Genomic DNA, 18074 nt, shown 5'->3' on the forward strand with positions numbered 1-18074 from the left:
AGACCGCCGTGCAGTGCAACAGTCTGGACGAAGTGCGTTCGCACATCGACGCCATCGATGACCAGACCATCGCATTGATCGGTGGACGAGGCCAATATGCCGTGCAAGCATCGGCATTCAAGAAAGATGAGGAAGGCGTACGTGACACCAACCGTATGGAGCGGGTCATCGCGAAGGTGCGAGGTAAGGCCGAGCGTTGCGGCGCGAATCCGGATGTGGTTGAGGCGATCTATCGCGAGATAATCAGCAGATTCATCAATATGGAGATGCGGGAGTTCCATGACCATCCATCACCGACACCCGCTGAGGCGTAAGAAGCGGCATACGGCATATCATTCACCGGCCTCATATGTTCGACGCGCACCAGCACATGCGCTTGAGCGCATCGACCATCCATGGACTCAAAACAACGATTCCTCCAGATCTATCATGAATTCATAAAAGACGACAACATGCTCCCGAGCGAGTTGTATATCGTTTCATTTCGATATATCACTATATATCACCTTATATTCGGTTATATCACCCTATATACATGGACATCTGCACATCCCACATATCCTTCGCCGTACCATGACATCATGAGCACATATGAGATGCGAACCCGTCTGATCATCGTCGAAGGGCTGCCAGATAGCGGGAAAAGCACGACGGCTGCGATGGTTGCCGCCGAATTGGAAGCGCGCGGAAGGAACGTCGTCTGCGTCGAAGAAGGAGCCGCAGACCATCCCGCCGATGTCGGCGACCACGACTTCCCTGATTTCGCAAGTGAACGCGCCACGATACTCGATACTTGGCGCGCGTTCGCAGCCCACGCCGAACCTGATACGACCTATGTATTCAATTGCGTCCTGCTGCAGAATCCGATGTGCGAGACGATGATGCGGTTCGGCATGAGCGAGGACGAGTCACGACGGTACATCAGCGATATTGCGGCGATCATCGCGCCACTGCATCCCGTCGTCATCTACATTGACGAACCGGGCGCGAAATCGGCGATTGACGGTGTCCTCGACGAACGCGGTGATGGTTGGCTCAATGCCGTCATCGACTACCACACAGCACAAGGGTACGGTGAAGCGCATGGGTTGCGCGGATATGAGGGGTATATCGCGTGCCTTGAAGAGCGCAGAGAGCGGGAGCTGCGCATCCTACGTTCACTTCCGGTTGACAGCCACATCATCCCGCCGTCGAGCGATGCCAAACGGATATCGACGGTGGTGGATGCGATACCGTGACACGGACGCGCCCTACAGCCACTGGATGAACGCGGTCTTGTCGGTGCTGCTGTAGCCGGCGTGGCGGTAGAAATCGAGTGTCTTCGGATCATGGGAGCCGGTGAGCAGCATCATCTTGTAGCAGCCGGCCTGCTGCGCGAGCGCCTTCGCATGGTTCAGACATGCGGTAGCATAACCATGCCCACGCGCATCGGCGCGCGTCACGACGTTCTCGACGAACGCGTATGGCCGCACACCCCGCGTCAGATTCGGGATGATGACGCATACACATGAGGAGACGATGGTGCCCTCGCGCTCGCATACGATGAGACGACGGAGGATGGAGCTGACGGGAATCCACTTTTGTAAGTTCCTCCCCCACCAAGCAGTTCGTTCACCGTGATGCCCAGTATGTCGCATAACGGTACATGATGAACGTCAGACATGCTCTGGCCCGCCCCACTTCAAGACCACTCAAAACATCAGCGAGCGCTTGCACCAGCTCTGCCTTGGATGTGGTATGGACACGCACACCGCGGCGCGCGGCGGCGTCTTCAAGCGCGTCAACCATCTGCGGACGCCGCTCAGCGGGAAAGTCGATGATGTACTGACGGAACTCCTCATCGAATTCGTGTTCGACCCACGGCATGTCTTCGCGCTTCATACCGCTACATCCCTCGACGCCCTCAAGACATACGTCGGTCGGGAAGTCGAGGAAGAACACGGTGTCGCAATATTCCAGTCGTTTCGGCAGCGTCCGCGCGAAATTGCCGTCGAGGATCCAGGCATCCTCCTCGAGGATCCTTTGCAACCGCTCATCGAATTCGGCCCGTGTGACAGTCGTCCGGTCCGGATTGTGCCACAGCATGTCCAGATAATGCAGCGGCAGTCCGGCCGCATCCCGCAACCTGCGCGCGAACGTGCTTTTGCCTGCACCCGGACATCCGATGACAAGCACACGGCGCATACCACTGTATCCCGTAACCGCATCCATGGTTGTCGATCATCACACCCCATTCACTCGCTTCCTGCAACCGTATACCCCATATCCTCTATATCCACTTACCGGCTGCACTTTCTTACGGGATGCACCCTCAAACAGATCCGTCAGTTATACCCGACAAACCATCTTGAAATCCGAGAAATGTCAGTTATACCTGACACCTTCAGCGGTTTGTGACACATCGCAAGTTCCACGCCGAAGACCCCGGACTATGCAACATCGCAAATGGTTTCTCCTCACAAAACTACGGATTCCAATTGGAGAACGTCGTCGCGAACGAGCTGCGCAGACGCGGGTACAACGTGCATGTCGGCAGTCTGCGTGGAGGTGAAATCGATTTCGTCGCTCAACGATTCGACAGGAGAATCTACATTCAGGTCACCGGGACGATGCTCGAAGAATCCACCCGCGCGAGGGAACTCGCGCCTTTGCAATCGTTATCGGATGCATTCCCGAAAATCGTGCTCACACTCGACAGATTCCGTCTCGGCACGACCTCTGACGGCATTGAGATACGCAATATCGTCGACTGGCTGCTCGGCTGATACCATATCGAGCCCATTGCCGACAATCGGATTATGTCACTTTCCGGTGCCGGTCACATGTTCATGATTTGCCCTATCGACTGCGGGCGCGCTTCTAGCGGATACGGATCGCATTCCCCCCTCCCCTTGGGAGGCGTCCCGGTTCGGGTCTTCGGATGGATTCGACGTCATGGCGTCCCACCTTGAAGCCCGCATCCAAATCGATGTCCACGTCGTAATCGTCGTCCGGGGCACCTTCCATGAGAAGAAACTGGATACTGGATAGCAGAACGACGACAGGTGGCGCCCGCCGAAGATAGGCTTCGGCGGGCGCCACCTGCAAAGAAAGACGCTATGGGAGCGATGGTCGCATGATCGGCGGGGTCACTCCCATTCGCAAAATGAAACTTAATTCTAAACGCTTTTGTTTGGGAGATTTGATATCATTTGATTTTTCCTGATACCTATTATCCTTATCCTATGGGCTTGCCGAACTTTTGCTATCATTTGGCTATCAAGGAAATGGCTATCAACGGTAAAATTAGATTGGTTTCTCTGGTGGTTTACAACTACATTTTACCACGAAAGACAGGGAAATGCAATAACCTTCCTCGCTGTGGTGTATCAAGTGATCTTACTGAACATATGGCGCACCTTGTCCAGGCGGCTGTTTGGACGGCGGGGCTGGATGACTGGCTTGCCGACAGCGGCCTGATACCCTTTCAGTTCTGTAAGGCATACGCTCTGCCCGTTGGTGTAAAAGGCCAGATCAGTACGGTATGCCTGTATACAGCGGGCGGGAATCTCGCCAGTAAAGACAACTTCATCCTTTTTTACCTGGACCGTTTCGATGGTGGCACAGTATTTCGGTGCATCATGATAAGCCCTGGAAAGATATTCCCGGGGCGCATAGAGGGTGAAGGAGAGATAAGGTTCCAGCAGTTGCGTCCCTGATTCCTTCAATGCCTGTTCCAATACAATCGGGGCCAATGAGCGGAAGTCCGCCGGCGTGCTGACCGGACTGTAATAAAGCCCGTATTCAAAGCAAATCTTACAGTCCGTTACGTTCCAGCCGAACAAGCCCTGCTCCAGCCCGTAACGGATACCATCCCTGACAGCGTTTTGAAAACTCTGGTTCAAGTATCCCAGCGAAACCCGGCTCTTGTATTGTACACCGGAGCCAAGCGGGAGTGGTGTAACAGACAGTCCGATGGATGCCCAAAACGGGTTGGGCGGCACCTCGATATGGATGGTGTGGCTGGCTGCTTTGAGCGGCCGCTCCATATAAATGACGGTGGGTTCCTTTACCACTGTTTCAAGCTTGTATTTTTCCGACAGCAAAGCGGAAACAACCTCCAACTGCACCCGGCCCAAAAAAGAAAGAATGATCTCATGGGTGATGGAATCCACCTCGCAGCGCAAAAGCGGGTCAGTATCCGCAAGTTGCGTAAGAGCGTCCAGCAGCCGTTCTCTTTGCGCTGCCGTTTTCGGCGCAATCGACGTCCGCAGCATGGGGAGGGGGTCCTCACGCCACCTTTTACGAGGGAGCCGGGTTGGGTCCCCTAATACATCGTTTAACCTCACGCTGTCGCTGGGAAGGATAACAATTTCACCCGGATAAGCGGTGTCTGTCCGAACAATTTCCCCTTTGGATGGAATACGCATCTCTGTGATTTTCAGCTTTTCTCTCCCGGCCAGGGCCACCGTATCCCGCAGGCGCAGCGTTCCGCTGTATAGCCGTAGATAGACACGCCGCTGGCCGCAATCTGTATACTCCACCTTGAAAACGCTGCCGCATAGGGCGGCGCTCCCCTGTTCCCCAATCGGTTGGAACAGCCCTGTCACCGCATCCATCAACGGTTGAATGCCAAGGCCCTTTTTGGCGCTGCCATAATAGACCGGGAACAGGGAGGCGTCTTGAACCCGCCGCTGTTCCTCCCGCACAAGTTTTTCCCGGCTGATTGGTTCTCCTGCGATATACTTTTCCAATAATTTATCGTTATTTTCGATGACCGCATCCCATGCTTCTATGTCGGTATTTTCCTCCAGGACTATTTCCGGGGACAGCGACACCGTCTGCTTGATGATAATATCGGCGGAGAGCTTATCCCGAACAGACTGAACCACGCTCTGCAAATCAACGCCAGCCTGGTCGATCTTGTTGATAAAGATAACGGTGGGAATGTTCATTTTCCGCAGGGCATGGAACAGAATACGGGTCTGGGCCTGCACGCCATCTTTAGCGGAGATCACCAAGATGGCCCCATCTAAAACAGCCAAAGAGCGGTACACCTCCGCCAAAAAATCCATGTGGCCGGGCGTATCCACAATGTTGACTTTACATCTGTGCCACTGGAAGGAAGTGACTGCCGCTTGAATGGTAATCCCACGCTGCCGCTCCAAAAGCATGGTGTCCGTCCTCGTTGTCCCTTTTTCGACGCTCCCCGGTTCTGAAATGGCTCCGCTGGCATATAGCAGGCTCTCCGTCAAGGTCGTCTTTCCAGCGTCTACATGGGCAAGAATTCCAATATTGATTATTTTCATGTGATTGTCCTCCCTTTACTGCCCCGAAGGGCATAAAAATCCCCAGCAGTAAAATACTTTTACCACTGGGGATGATAATTTGCGGACATACACATATACAGCATACACCTGTTTGTGAGTGCTGTTTTTGGGGATATGTCAAAATTGATAAGGCAAAAGTATTCTTAAATTGGGTACAAAAAACTAAGCCCCTACAAAAGGGACTATCATAATCCTTTGTTCCCACTATTTGATTATAGTTTTATTTAAGGCAACACCGCACAAATGCCACAATCCGCATTATACAGCAGGTGCCGAATAAAAACTGTGGATAACCTCCGAATTTTTTGTCCGCAAAGGCGCACTGACTCAAGCTGCCAGACAGGGTCTGTCAGCCAGAATCAGATTTGCCAACGCAAACATGATATTGAATTTGGCTTGTTGCTTTTCAAGCCCTCGGTATCGCGTTTTTCGGAAGCGCAGCTGCTTCTTAACGACACCGAATACATGCTCTACTTTTGCTCGCACTGAGGATTTCGCCCGTTCCGCTTTCTTTGCTGCGTACTGCCCGCTTTTGCTCAGTTTCTTCATCTGCGATGGACGACGATTGATCTTGTACTTGATTTTCCGGCCAGCTTTGTTTCGGACTACGGCATCTTCGCGCTTACCTGCGCCGAGATAACCGCTGTCTCCATAGACTGTTTCTTCCTCTCCCGTCAATAATTTCGGCACTTCCGCAACGTCGTGGACATTTGCCGGTGTAGCTTCCACTGTGTGAACCAGTCCGCTGTCCTTGTCCACGCCGATATGCGCTTTGTACCCAAAGTGCCAGGTGTTGCCCTTCTTGACTTGGTGGGCATCCGGATCCCGTTTCTTTTCCTTATTCTTGGTAGAAGAGGGGGCGGAAATGATGGTGGAATCTACAATGGTGCCCTTTTTCAGAATGAGGCCACGTTCCATGAGCGCTGCTACCACCTGAGCGAACAGCTTCTCCTGCAGTCCGTTCTTGATCAGCAAGTTCCGGAACCGGCCAAGAGTATCCCCGTTCGGAACCTGGTTGCTGGAATCGACGCCGCAGAACTCCGAAAATGCGCGGCTGTCGATGGCTTCTGCCACCGTGGCCTCGTCACTCAGGTCATAGAGGTTTTGCAGCAGATACAGTCGGAGCATGATCTCCAGCGGATAGGGTTTGTTGCCGCGCTCTCCTTTGTAATAGCACGGCTGAATCATGGCAAGCCATTCCTTCCACGGGACGATCCGTTCAATCTGGTCGAGAAATGCTTTTTTCTTCGTCCGCACCTGTGCCAGTTCGTCGCTGAATGCGGAAATCGTCATCTGTTTATCCATAAGTTTGTTATATCACACTTGGCGATATATGGCACTTTTTTTCTGTGCGGTATTGCCTTAGATGTATCGCCCCAGGCGTTGAGCGTCCCGGACATAGACAACTACATAGGTTTGGCCCATACGCTGTTCGCCTTGGAGGATGTTTACAGTCTGAAAGTGGTAGAGGCGGATGGACGTGCCTGCCTGCAAGCAGATATTTTTCAGGGAGGCCGTCAAGCCAGTGAGCTGAACAAAATCTTGATTGCGTGGCGGGAACAGGCGGCGAAGTTGGAGGCCGGGGAGATCACCAAGGAGGACTATGACCGCTGGCGCTACAACTACCCGAAGTACGACACCACCCAGCGGTGGGCCAAAGTCCCCTCGAAGGAATTAAGCGATGCTCTGATAAAAGGATTGAAGAAACAGAGAAAAGACAAATAACAAAAAAGGTCTTGCCGACTGGTGAAAGTCAGCAAGACCTTTTTCTTAGGATATGGAGGATTTACCCGCAAGCCACCCGTTATACGGGAGTGAACAAAGTAAATCCGGTTTTGGTATCTGCTATCAATTTGCTATCAAATGCCCCGTTTCCGCTTTAAGACCCCAGTGTTTTCAAGGCTTTGCGGGTTTTGTCAGTTATTCCCACTCGATTGTCGCCGGTGGCTTCGACGTGCAGTCGAGCACAACGCGGTTGATCTGACGGCATTCGTTCGTGATGCGAGTCGAGATGGTGGCGAGCACGTCGTACGGCACACGCGACCAGTCGGCAGTCATCGCGTCCTCAGAGCTGACCGGCCGCAGCACGATCGGCGAACCGTAGGTGCGTTCGTCGCCCTGCACGCCGACGGAGTGCACGTCGGCGAGCAGCACGACCGGGCACTGCCAGATGTCGCGGTCGAGACCGGCCTTCGAGAGCTCCTCGCGGGCAATCGCATCGGCATCACGCAGCAAGTCGAGACGTTCCTTCGTGATCTCACCGATGATGCGGATGCCCAGACCCGGCCCGGGGAACGGTTGACGCCAGACAATCTCGTCCGGCAAGCCGAGTTCGGTGCCGATGGCGCGCACCTCGTCTTTGAACAGCGAACGGAGCGGCTCAATCAGTTCGAACTTGATGTCGTCAGGCAAACCACCGACGTTATGATGCGACTTGATGTTCGAGGCGCCGTCGCCGCCACCGGATTCGACGACGTCCGGGTAAAGCGTGCCCTGCACGAGGAACTTGACCTCCTTGCCCTGGGCACCGGCCTCCTCTATCACCTGGCGCTGCGCCTTCTCGAAAGTGCGGATGAATTTTTCGCCGATGATCTTGCGCTTCGTCTCAGGATCGGAGACGCCCTTGAGTGCATCGAGGAAATCCTTGGAGGCATCGACGGCGATGAGCTTGATGCCGGTCGCCGCGACGAAATCATGTTTGACCTGCTCGGCCTCGCCCTTGCGTAGCAGACCGTGATCCACGAACACGCAGGTGAGCTGGTCACCGATCGCGCGGTGCACGAGCGCTGCAGCCACGGCCGAATCGACTCCACCAGACAGACCACAGATGACCCGTGCGTCACCGACCTTCTCACGAATCGCAGCGACCTGCTCGTCGATGATGTTCCTTGCGTTCCAATCGGCTTCGATGCCGGCGCAATCATGCAGGAAATTCTCGATCAGATCCTGTCCCAACGGCGTGTGCTTGACCTCAGGATGCCACTGCACGCCGTAGAGTTTGCGTGAGGGATCCTCCATCGCAGCCACCGGCGCCCCTTCGGTATGCGCGGTGACTTCGAATCCGGCGGGTGCCTTGTTCACGGCGACACCATGGCTCATCCAAGTGGTCTGCAGGGATGGCGAACTGTCGAGAATGCCCGTGGCATCGTCCACCACCGCCTCCGTCTTGCCGTACTCGCCGAGCGCCGCCTTGTCGACGTCGCCGCCGAGCTCATGGGCCATCACCTGGAAGCCATAGCAGATGCCAAGCACCGGCACTCCGGCCGTGAAGATGCTCTTGTCAATGGTGGGAGCACCGGGTTCGTACACCGACGCCGGGCCGCCTGACAGTATGATCGCGGACGGCTTCTTGGCCAGCATCTCCTCGACCGGCATCGAATGAGGCACCAATTCGGAATACACGTTCGCCTCGCGCACGCGGCGCGCGATGAGCTGCGCGTACTGCGCTCCGAAATCAACGACAAGGACAGGACCTGCTGCCATTACGCTCCCCTTATATATAGGTTCATTACTCGGGCATTACAACACATCTATTGTGCGCAGGCAAGTAGACATTGAAATTCGCACATGCCACGGGTCGCATCGGTGTCGTCTTAAGCGCTCAAGCACTGCAATCACAAGGATTTTCCAGATTGTTCGCTTGTTTTCAACACGCCGCGCAATATCCTCACAAACCGCACGCGACAACGACGGCGAAAACGCTTGCATTCGTTGGTATTTCAACGTTTCTCGCCTTTATTCACTGATTTTCCATTTTCACAAATCGCCCGAGCAATCTCCCAAATTCGCAAATTATGCGCACAGATTCGCTCACACTGTTTCAAAAACTGCAAAAAGGTCAGCGTATTCGCGTAACATAATCAGCGATCGGGCACGGAGACCGGCCTGCAGGACAGCGCCGAAGCCCGTGCCCAACGGAATAAACAAATCGCACATTTATGTGCAGGAGTACAGGAGCACACATGACTAATCCTGTTATTGGTACCCCATGGCAGAAGCTGGATCGTCCGGTTTCCGAAGAGGCCATCGAAGGCATGGACAAGTACTGGCGCGTCGCCAACTACATGTCTATCGGCCAGATCTACCTGCGTAGCAACCCGCTGATGAAGGAGCCCTTCACCCGCGATGACGTGAAGCACCGTCTGGTCGGCCACTGGGGCACCACCCCGGGCCTGAACTTCCTTCTCGCCCACATCAACCGCCTGATCGCCGATCACCAGCAGAACACCGTGTTCATCATGGGTCCTGGCCACGGCGGCCCTGCAGGTACCGCTCAGTCCTACATCGACGGCACCTACACCGAGTACTACCCGAACATCACCAAGGACGAAGCTGGCCTGCAGAAGTTCTTCCGCCAGTTCTCCTACCCGGGTGGCATTCCTTCCCACTTCGCTCCGGAGACGCCGGGCTCCATCCACGAAGGCGGCGAGCTGGGCTACGCCCTGTCGCACGCCTACGGCGCGATCATGGACAACCCGAGCCTCTTCGTCCCGTGCATCATCGGTGACGGCGAAGCCGAGACCGGCCCTCTGGCCACCGGCTGGCAGTCCAACAAGCTCGTCAACCCGCGCACCGACGGCATCGTCCTGCCGATCCTGCACCTCAACGGCTACAAGATCGCCAACCCGACGATCCTCGCCCGCATCTCCGACGAGGAGCTGCACGACTTCTTCCGCGGCATGGGTTACCACCCGTACGAGTTCGTCGCCGGCTTCGACAACGAGGATCACCTGTCGATCCACCGTCGCTTCGCCGAGCTCTTCGAGACCATCTTCGACGAGATCTGCGATATCAAGGCTGCGGCTCAGACCGACGACATGACCCGTCCGTTCTACCCGATGCTCATCTTCCGCACCCCGAAGGGCTGGACCTGCCCGAAGTTCATCGACGGCAAGAAGACCGAAGGCTCCTGGCGTGCACACCAGGTCCCGCTGGCTTCCGCCCGCGACACCGAGGCCCACTTCGAAGTCCTCAAGGGCTGGATGGAATCCTACAAGCCGGAGGAGCTCTTCAACGCCGACGGCTCCATCAAGGAGGACGTCACCGCATTCATGCCTAAGGGCGAACTGCGCATCGGCGCCAACCCGAATGCCAACGGCGGCCGCATCCGCGAGGATCTGAAGCTCCCTGAGCTCGATCAGTACGAGATCACCGGCGTCAAGGAATACGGCCACGGTTGGGGCCAGGTCGAGGCTCCGCGTTCCCTCGGCGCGTACTGCCGCGACATCATCAAGAACAACCCGGATTCGTTCCGCGTCTTCGGACCTGACGAGACCGCGTCCAACCGTCTGAACGCGACCTACGAGGTCACCAAGAAGCAGTGGGACAACGGATACCTCTCGGCTCTCGTCGACGAGAACATGGCCGTCACCGGCCAGGTTGTCGAGCAGCTCTCCGAGCATCAGTGCGAAGGCTTCCTCGAGGCCTACCTGCTCACCGGCCGTCACGGCATCTGGAGCTCCTACGAGTCCTTCGTGCACGTGATCGACTCCATGCTGAACCAGCATGCGAAGTGGCTCGAGGCCACCGTCCGCGAGATCCCGTGGCGTAAGCCGATCTCCTCGGTGAACCTCCTGGTCTCCTCGCACGTGTGGCGTCAGGATCACAACGGCTTCTCGCACCAGGATCCGGGTGTGACCTCCGTCCTGCTGAACAAGACGTTCAACAACGACCACGTGACGAACATCTACTTCGCGACCGATGCCAACATGCTGCTGGCCATCGCCGAGAAGTGCTTCAAGTCCACCAACAAGATCAACGCAATCTTCGCCGGCAAGCAGCCGGCCGCGACGTGGATCACCCTCGACGAGGTACGCGCCGAGCTCGAGGCTGGTGCCGCCGAGTGGAAGTGGGCTTCCAACGCCAAGAGCAACGACGAGGTCCAGGTTGTCCTCGCCGCCGCCGGCGACGTCCCGACCCAGGAGATCATGGCCGCTTCCGATGCCCTCAACAAGATGGGCATCAAGTTCAAGGTCGTCAACGTCGTGGACCTCATCAAGCTGCAGTCCTCGAAGGAGAACGACGAGGCCATGTCTGACGAGGACTTCGCCGACCTGTTCACCGCGGACAAGCCGGTCCTCTTCGCCTACCACTCCTATGCCCAGGACGTTCGTGGCCTCATCTACGACCGCCCGAACCACGACAACTTCACCGTTGTCGGATACAAGGAGCAGGGCTCCACGACGACGCCGTTCGACATGGTGCGTGTCAACGACATGGATCGCTACGCCCTTCAGGCCAAGGCCCTCGAGCTCATCGACGCCGACAAGTATGCCGACAAGATCAACGAGCTCAACGAGTTCCGCAAGACCGCGTTCCAGTTCGCCGTCGACAATGGCTATGACATTCCTGAGTTCACCGATTGGGTGTACCCGGATGTCAAGGTCGACGAGACCTCCATGCTCTCCGCCACCGCCGCGACCGCCGGCGACAACGAGTGAGCATAGTCTCATCGCTTAGCCGATGAAAGGCCCGGGTGTCAGCACCCGGGCCTTTTGCTATCCATTTGCTATCCATCACACAACGCCGAATATCCCATACCCATACAGAATGTGACCTGCGTCACATTCTCGTGGCAATTGCAAAATAACCGGTCTGCCACGCCCCCTTCCCAGTTACAATGGTCTGCGTGCACAACGCAGTCGCACGTCAGGCAGATCATCGATTTCAAAGGAGTCATCGTGAGCCTCAAAAACGTGAGCATCATCAGTCCCGAACCTGGAGACGGCCGGAACGTGGTGGCATTGGGTGTGGTGGATATGCTCGCCCACACCGCGAAGACCAGCATATTCCGACCGGCGGTGCAGGCAGACGAAAATCTCACCGATGCACTCCTCTCGGTGGTGAGCGTGCTGCAGACGCGCGAACAGGCCGTCGGCGTCACACTGCATGACGCACGTCTTGACAAAGACAATGCCCGCCAGCAGATCGTCTCCAAATTCATCGACACGAATGCCGAGATCAATCCGCAGATCCGAGTGATCGTCGGATCAGACCGCACCAATGTGGGCGATCCCGAACGGTTCACCTTCAATGCGGACGTCTCCGCCGACCTGCAGTCTCCGGTGCTGCTCTCAGTGAGCTCGATGGGACGCACGCCGGACGAGATTCGTGAGACGATAGACGCATGCCGCGAGGTGGTCGCCAACGCAGGCACCCAAGTGATCGGCGTGTTCATCACCGACTGCACGAATTCGGCGCTGCCCACACTCACCGACGAATTCGTGAGCTACGACCTGCCGACGTGGCCGCTTCCCCTCGTGGAACTCGGTTCCGCTGACACGAATGTCAAGGCCGCGCTCGATGCCTTCGACGAGCATGTCGACAAGGAATCACTCCTCAACGTGCTTGACACACCTTTCGTACCGCCGACCACACCATTCGCGTTCCAGTACGATCTGCTCGCACGTGCGAAGAAAGACAAGAAGACGATTGTGCTACCGGAAGGAGAGGACGACCGCATCATCACCGCCGCGAACTACCTGCTGCAGTCGAATGTGGTCGATCTGGTCATCATCGGCGACCGCAACGAGATTCTTGCCCGGGGTGAAAAACTCGGCCTCAAGGCGCTTGATCAGGCGAAGTTCGTCTCCATCGACGACAAGCATCTGCTCGACACCATGGTGCCCAAACTGTGCGAATTGCGCGCCAAGAAGGGCATGACCCCCGATGTGGCTCTGAAGACACTCAGGGACACGAACTACTTCGGCACCATGCTCATCGTGCTCGGCATGGCCGATGGTCTGGTCTCAGGTGCCATCAGCTCCACCGCCAACACCGTGCGCCCCGCGCTCCAGCTCATCAAGACGAAACCCGGTGTCTCCTCCGTATCGGGTGCCTTCCTCATGTGTCTCAAGGACCATGTGTCGGTATTTGCCGATTGTGCCATCAACCTCGATCCCGATCCGCAGCAGCTGGCCGACATCGCCATCCAGTCGGCCGAGACCGCCAAGGCATTCTCCATCGATCCCAAAATCGGTTTGCTCTCCTACTCCACCTTGGGTTCCGGTAAGGGACCGGATGTCGATCTGGTAGTCGAGGCCACTTCGATCGCCCAGAACAAACGACCGGACCTACCCATCGTCGGTCCCATCCAGTTCGATGCCGCTTGGTCGAAGACGGTTGCCAGGGTCAAGGCCTTCGGCAACCCGATTGCCGGCAATGTCACCGTGTTCGTGTTCCCGGACCTCGATGCGGGGAACATCTGCTACAAGGCAGTGCAGCGCACCTCCGGCGCCGTGGCGATCGGACCGGTGCTTCAGGGGCTCAACCGGCCTGTCAACGACCTGAGCCGAGGCGCCTTGGTGCAGGACATCATCAATACCATCGCCTTGACCGCCATCGAAGCGCAAAGTAACGAATAGTCCACACCATCTCGCGAATTCATGACGTGGATGGGTGCTTTTTCGAAATATAGAACGAGAGGGCACCCATTCACCGTTTTGTAGCAAACATTGAGTAATCTTGTGTGTTGGAAAGCCGCATAGCGGCAGAGCAATCACCAATGGAGGATGCCACAATGGCGAAAACCGTCCTTGTTATCAATTCGGGTTCTAGCTCGATCAAGTACCAGCTGGTAGATCTCGAGTCCGGCGAAGGAATCGCATCGGGTATCGTCGAGAAGATCGGCGAACCGATTGACGGCCACTACAAGTACGAATACAACGGCGAAAAGCACGAGCTCGACGAGAAGGTCGAAAACCATGAGCAGGGCCTCAAGCGCGTGCTCGGGTTCTTCGAGGAATACGGCCCGAGCCTTGAAGAGACCGGCATCATCGCCGTCGGGCACCGAGTTGTCCAGGGCGGCGACACCTTCCCGAACCCTGCCTTGGTGACCCCCGACACCACTGCCAAGGTCGAGGAGCTGGCTGTGCTCGCTCCGCTGCACAACGGCCCGGAGGCCAAGGGGGCGCGAGTCATGCGCGAGCTGCTCCCTGAGATTCCGCAGGTTTATGTCTTCGACTCCTCCTTCTTCCAGCAGCTGCCGAAGGCATCGAGCACCTATGCGTTGAACAAGGAAGTCGCCGACAAGTACAAGATCAAGCGTTACGGCGCACACGGCACCTCGCACTGGTTCGTCTCCTCCCAGATTCCAGAGTTCCTCGGCATTGACGCCGAGGCCGCCAAGGGCCTCAAGCAGATCGTGCTGCACATCGGCAACGGCGCCTCCGCCTCCGCGGAACTCGGCGGCCGCCCCATCGAGACCTCCATGGGCCTCACCCCGCTCGAAGGCCTCGTCATGGGCTCCCGAACGGGCGACATCGATCCAGCCGCCGTGTTCCACCTGATGCGCAATGCCGATATGAATGTCGATGAGCTCGACGACCTGTTCAACAAGAAGTCCGGCATGATGGGCATGACCGGCTTCGGCGACATGCGCGAAGTGCACCGCCTCGTTGCGGAAGGCGACGAGAACGCCAAGCTCGCCCTCGACATCTACGTGCACCGCATCGTCAGCTACATCGGCGCCTACACCGCACAGCTCGGCGGCCTCGATGTGCTCACCTTCACCGCCGGTGTCGGCGAGAACGACGAAATCGTTCGCCGCATGGTGTGTGAGAAGCTGGCACCGTTCGGTGTCAAGCTCGACAACGACAAGAACGACACCCGTTCGAAGGAACCGCGCATTATCTCCACGCCGGATTCCACTGTCACCGTCGTCGTCTACCCCACCAATGAGGAGCTCGCCATCGCACAGCGCGCCAACGAGATCGTCACCGCCGGGGAAGACACCTACGGCAACAAGATCTGATTCTCCACAAAAAATGTGAGGGGCTGCAAGACCGTTCGTCTTGCAGCCCCTCACATTTTTCCGGGCGCCTACTGTCACTTGCCGCGCAACATGCCATTCCACATACCCACGAAATCCGGAATCGTCTTGCGCGTGGTCTCCACATTCGTTACTTCAATGCCATCAATCGCCAATCCGAGCATCGCGGCGAAGGTGGCCATACGGTGGTCGGCATAGGTCTCCATCACTGCACCGTGCATCAGGTCCCGTGCAACCGGTGCTATGGAGAGGCCCTCCGCCTCCTCCTGAGCGTCGGATCCCACACGATTGATCTCGGTAGCCAACGCCTCCAGACGATTCGTCTCATGACCTCTCAGGTGACCGATGCCCACCAGCACACTCGGTGCGTTCGCGAATACGGCTATGGCGGCAATACTCGGCGTTATTTCACCGATTGCCGAAAGGTCGCACTCCCCCAAACCTTCGATTACACCATCGCTGCTCACTTCCAAAATGCCGTTGTAATCATCGGGGAAGCATTCGCAATCGTTCACCTCATTGAACGGTTCACCCCCCAAAGTGATGGAGGCACCGAACCGATGCAGAATGTGCGGCAGGAAACCACCTGGCTGCGTGGTGTGTGCCGGCCAGTTCGGAATACGCACCGAGCCGGATGCGATCAATGCCGCACCCAGGAATGGTGCTGCATTCGATAGGTCCGGCTCCACCACCACATGAGCCGCCATCTGCAATTCGGCATGGTCCACAATCCATCTGCCCCGTTGTGGCATTTCGATATGGCCTCCGGCTGCATCCACGTCTTCCATCGTCATACGAATATGGGGCATGCTTGGCAATTGCACACCGGTATGCTCAAGAATCAAGCCATCAGGCAGCCGCGATCCAATGAGCAGGAGTCCCGAAATGAACTGAGAGGAAGCCGATGAATCGATACGCACCTTCTGTGGCTTGCCTTTGAGATTGCCCAGTTGCACAGGCGGCGTCACCGTAAATGGTAGATGCCCCTCCTCACCTTCGAACTCTATGCGAGCGCCCAGCTGCCGCATACCCTCAAGCACCGGGCCCATGGGGCGTGCGTAGGCCTGCTCGTCACCATCGAAACGCACCGGTCCCTTGGCGAATAATGTCAACGGCGGCACGAATCGCATCACGGTGCCCGCAAGGCCGCAAAACACCTCGGTATTGCCAGTGAACCCTTCGGCGGGGGGTATCACCGTAACAGTGGTGGGTTCCGTCGCGTCTTCCTGGAAGGCCACGCCCAAGGCCTTCAATGCCCCCATCATCAGTTCAGTGTCACGCGATCGGAGCAGACCCTCGATGCGCACTGGCTTGCGAGATAGTGCCGCCAGAATGAGGAATCGGTTCGACAGCGACTTGGATCCGGGAATGGTCACCGTGGCGTCGATAGGCGCGGTCGCCACAGGTGCCTTCCATATGGTTGTGTTCTGTTCACTCATACTCATATCGTATCGTTACCAGTGAAATACCGTGTGAAAATGCTCCTAAGAGGGGGACATATGGAAAACTCACGGCGACTGCAGGAGTTCTAGGTCGGGCTGACAGGATTTGAACCTGCGACATTCTGCTCCCAAAGCAGACGCGCTACCAAGCTGCGCCACAGCCCGAATGTGCCTTCTCGGGGCGTAGAAGCCCGTCAAGCACAGGAAATAACTATAACACAGGGTCTGACATTGTGCATACAATGGGGTGTCGGAAGATCGAGGTGATATGGGACGTCATCAACGGGCAGAGGCCTCGGGCCTCATCTCATTCGTGATTTGCGCCATCATAGGCGGATTCGGCATGTATTGGTACATGCAGGCAGCTTCAGCCTTCTGGCAGATCTCACAGCGCCGGTTCATGGTCTGCGCCGGAATCGTGGCGGCATGCGGTGTGGCCTCGTTCATCGCCGGATACCTGCGGCGCAGGAGTTACAACACGTTCCGTGGCATTTGGATGTTCCATCTGCGCCGCATATTCGAGGTGCTCGCCCTTTCCATCGTCTACGCCTCCACGCTCTTCCTCACCTCGTACATGCTGTTCAACGTGATGAACGGTGCCATGGGCAAAACCGTATTCAGCACCTATATTCCGGCCATATGTGCGGCTTTCGCCGGGGTATCCGGTTACCTCACCTTTGTGCAGGCGGAATTGATGGATGCCAAGACACTGGCGTCACTGCTGCCCTTCTTCATTATTTCAGGCGTCTGCACTGCAAGTTTCACCACCAACGACCCCTATTGGTTCAATAACAATTTCTCGCAACTGGGTGACCGTACCACTTTTGCTGCCCGTATGTTCAACTCGACGCTCATTCTGGGCGGTATCTGCATCATCATCATCAGTTACTTCGCGGTTTCCGAGCTCATCGCCACCTACCGAGTGAGGGGTCCTCATGGCACCGTGCACATGCGCAATCCGCATTTCTCATACCATGTGCCGAAGTTCAGGGCGCGCATCATCGCCTTGTCCATACTGCTGGTGCTGTGTGGCGTGTGCTTCATCGGCATCGGCTGCTTCCGCTATACCCCTCATCCGATTCTGCATAATGTGTTCGCCCGTGGCATGCCGTGCGTGATGTTCGTCATGCTCATAGGACTGCCTTGGCTGGCGCCGCAGCTGTCGAGATCGTTCTTCGTCATTTCCGATCTCGCCTTGGTGGTCTGCGCCGTGGAGGGTGTCATGTGGCTCAAAGGTCACAATACGCTGACGAATGTGGAGGCGCTGGCCGCCATGCTGTTCCTTGGCTGGTTCATCGTCTTCTCCCGGCAGATCGCCTCCATTGAGGCCGACCGCATCCAGCAGCAGTTGCTGCTCAGGCAGACCGTCTCGCTCGATGAGCTCGATGCGAATGAGGTTTTGGATGACGCCGCGGAGACGGAATTCCAGACCGTGCTTGACGAGGATCCCGGCATTGTGGGCAACGATTCGAAGGGTGTACCGGCCCAACGGTCATAATGACCTTATATCGACGCGTGTTGCGTATGCGAATGGTTTTTCGCTCGCATACGCAA

The 18074-nt window shown here is 56.6% G+C and carries 13 protein-coding genes, 1 tRNA gene and 1 pseudogene; 8 read left to right on the top strand and 7 right to left on the bottom strand.

The features are described 5' to 3' along the window. Nucleotides 1–8 precede the first annotated feature (8 nt). Nucleotides 9–314 carry a chorismate mutase gene (locus OGI63_RS09400; RefSeq protein WP_004217786.1) on the top strand — a complete coding sequence of 102 codons (306 nt, stop codon included), beginning with the start codon at nucleotides 9–11 and terminating at the stop codon, nucleotides 312–314. Between the two features lie 267 nt (nucleotides 315–581). Next, a complete protein-coding gene (locus OGI63_RS09405) occupies nucleotides 582–1238 on the top strand; it encodes a hypothetical protein (RefSeq protein ID WP_004269100.1) in 657 nt (218 codons plus the stop codon). A 12-nt stretch (nucleotides 1239–1250) separates the two neighbouring features. Here the strand turns inward: OGI63_RS09405 and OGI63_RS09410 are convergent, their stop codons facing one another. Together OGI63_RS09410 and OGI63_RS09415 are read right to left on the bottom strand one after the other, a co-directional pair. Next, the gene (locus OGI63_RS09410; protein WP_014482940.1) at nucleotides 1251–1637 is read right to left on the bottom strand and encodes a GNAT family N-acetyltransferase; all 387 of its coding nucleotides are present in this window, start codon (nucleotides 1635–1637) and stop codon (nucleotides 1251–1253) included. Further along, a complete protein-coding gene (locus OGI63_RS09415; protein WP_014482941.1) occupies nucleotides 1612–2211 on the bottom strand; it encodes an adenylate kinase in 600 nt (199 codons plus the stop codon). The genes OGI63_RS09410 and OGI63_RS09415 overlap by 26 nt, the downstream gene beginning before the upstream one ends. Before the next feature lie 182 nt (nucleotides 2212–2393). On the opposite strand from OGI63_RS09415, the gene OGI63_RS09420 reads away from it, so the two are divergent. Further along, the gene (locus OGI63_RS09420; RefSeq protein ID WP_014482942.1) at nucleotides 2394–2765 is read left to right on the top strand and encodes a DUF4143 domain-containing protein; all 372 of its coding nucleotides are present in this window, start codon (nucleotides 2394–2396) and stop codon (nucleotides 2763–2765) included. Nucleotides 2766–3368: 603 nt separating this feature from the next. Here OGI63_RS09420 and tet(W) read toward each other — a convergent pair. Both tet(W) and OGI63_RS09430 read right to left on the bottom strand, forming a co-directional pair. Beyond that, on the bottom strand, nucleotides 3369–5288 hold the full coding sequence (gene tet(W), locus OGI63_RS09425; RefSeq protein ID WP_004217777.1) for a tetracycline resistance ribosomal protection protein Tet(W): 1920 nt from the start codon (nucleotides 5286–5288) through the stop codon (nucleotides 3369–3371). Between the two features lie 348 nt (nucleotides 5289–5636). Then, nucleotides 5637–6602 carry an IS5-like element ISBian1 family transposase gene (locus OGI63_RS09430; protein ID WP_004217774.1) on the bottom strand — a complete coding sequence of 322 codons (966 nt, stop codon included), beginning with the start codon at nucleotides 6600–6602 and terminating at the stop codon, nucleotides 5637–5639. Between the two features lie 69 nt (nucleotides 6603–6671). Here OGI63_RS09430 and OGI63_RS09435 point away from each other — a divergent pair. After that, a pseudogene (locus tag OGI63_RS09435) lies at nucleotides 6672–7034 on the top strand (transcriptional regulator); the annotation flags it as partial. 195 nt (nucleotides 7035–7229) lie between these two features. Here OGI63_RS09435 and guaA read toward each other — a convergent pair. Further along, nucleotides 7230–8792, bottom strand: coding sequence for a glutamine-hydrolyzing GMP synthase (guaA, locus tag OGI63_RS09440; RefSeq protein ID WP_004217770.1), 1563 nt, complete (start codon nucleotides 8790–8792; stop codon nucleotides 7230–7232). Nucleotides 8793–9271: 479 nt separating this feature from the next. On the opposite strand from guaA, the gene OGI63_RS09445 reads away from it, so the two are divergent. The 3 genes from OGI63_RS09445 (at nucleotide 9272) to OGI63_RS09455 (ending at nucleotide 15060) form a co-directional block, all read left to right on the top strand. Then, the gene (locus OGI63_RS09445; RefSeq protein ID WP_012754421.1) at nucleotides 9272–11749 is read left to right on the top strand and encodes a phosphoketolase; all 2478 of its coding nucleotides are present in this window, start codon (nucleotides 9272–9274) and stop codon (nucleotides 11747–11749) included. Nucleotides 11750–11989: 240 nt separating this feature from the next. After that, entirely contained in the window at nucleotides 11990–13672 is a 1683-nt protein-coding gene (pta, locus tag OGI63_RS09450; protein WP_004217766.1) for a phosphate acetyltransferase, read from the top strand. A gap of 155 nt (nucleotides 13673–13827) precedes the next feature. Further along, nucleotides 13828–15060 (top strand): acetate/propionate family kinase, encoded by a 1233-nt coding sequence (locus OGI63_RS09455; RefSeq protein ID WP_004269103.1) that lies wholly within the window; start codon nucleotides 13828–13830, stop codon nucleotides 15058–15060. Nucleotides 15061–15134: 74 nt separating this feature from the next. On the opposite strand, the gene aroA is transcribed toward OGI63_RS09455, so the two are convergent. Beyond that, complete coding sequence (gene aroA / locus OGI63_RS09460; protein WP_171021306.1) at nucleotides 15135–16517, bottom strand: 3-phosphoshikimate 1-carboxyvinyltransferase; 1383 nt, start codon at nucleotides 16515–16517, stop codon at nucleotides 15135–15137. A gap of 94 nt (nucleotides 16518–16611) precedes the next feature. Beyond that, nucleotides 16612–16685: transfer RNA gene (locus tag OGI63_RS09465), tRNA-Pro, on the bottom strand. Nucleotides 16686–16788: 103 nt separating this feature from the next. Between OGI63_RS09465 and OGI63_RS09470 the strand changes: the two genes are divergently transcribed. Continuing rightward, nucleotides 16789–18018 carry a hypothetical protein gene (locus OGI63_RS09470; protein WP_004217762.1) on the top strand — a complete coding sequence of 410 codons (1230 nt, stop codon included), beginning with the start codon at nucleotides 16789–16791 and terminating at the stop codon, nucleotides 18016–18018. Nucleotides 18019–18074: the final 56 nt, after the last annotated feature.

Source organism: Bifidobacterium sp. KRGSERBCFTRI, from assembly GCF_025908335.1.

Excerpts from the sequence above, each read along its gene's own strand:
- OGI63_RS09470 (WP_004217762.1), top strand. The coding sequence starts at position 16,789 with ATGGGACGTCATCAACGGGCAGAGGCCTCGGGCCTCATCTCATTCGTG.
- aroA (WP_171021306.1), bottom strand. The coding sequence starts at position 16,517 with ATGAGTGAACAGAACACAACCATATGGAAGGCACCTGTGGCGACCGCG.
- OGI63_RS09430 (WP_004217774.1), bottom strand. The coding sequence starts at position 6,602 with ATGACGATTTCCGCATTCAGCGACGAACTGGCACAGGTGCGGACGAAG.
- OGI63_RS09405 (WP_004269100.1), top strand. The coding sequence starts at position 582 with ATGAGCACATATGAGATGCGAACCCGTCTGATCATCGTCGAAGGGCTG.
- OGI63_RS09445 (WP_012754421.1), top strand. The coding sequence starts at position 9,272 with ATGACTAATCCTGTTATTGGTACCCCATGGCAGAAGCTGGATCGTCCG.
- OGI63_RS09410 (WP_014482940.1), bottom strand. The coding sequence starts at position 1,637 with ATGCGACATACTGGGCATCACGGTGAACGAACTGCTTGGTGGGGGAGG.
- guaA (WP_004217770.1), bottom strand. The coding sequence starts at position 8,792 with ATGGCAGCAGGTCCTGTCCTTGTCGTTGATTTCGGAGCGCAGTACGCG.
- OGI63_RS09415 (WP_014482941.1), bottom strand. The coding sequence starts at position 2,211 with ATGGATGCGGTTACGGGATACAGTGGTATGCGCCGTGTGCTTGTCATC.
- OGI63_RS09455 (WP_004269103.1), top strand. The coding sequence starts at position 13,828 with ATGGCGAAAACCGTCCTTGTTATCAATTCGGGTTCTAGCTCGATCAAG.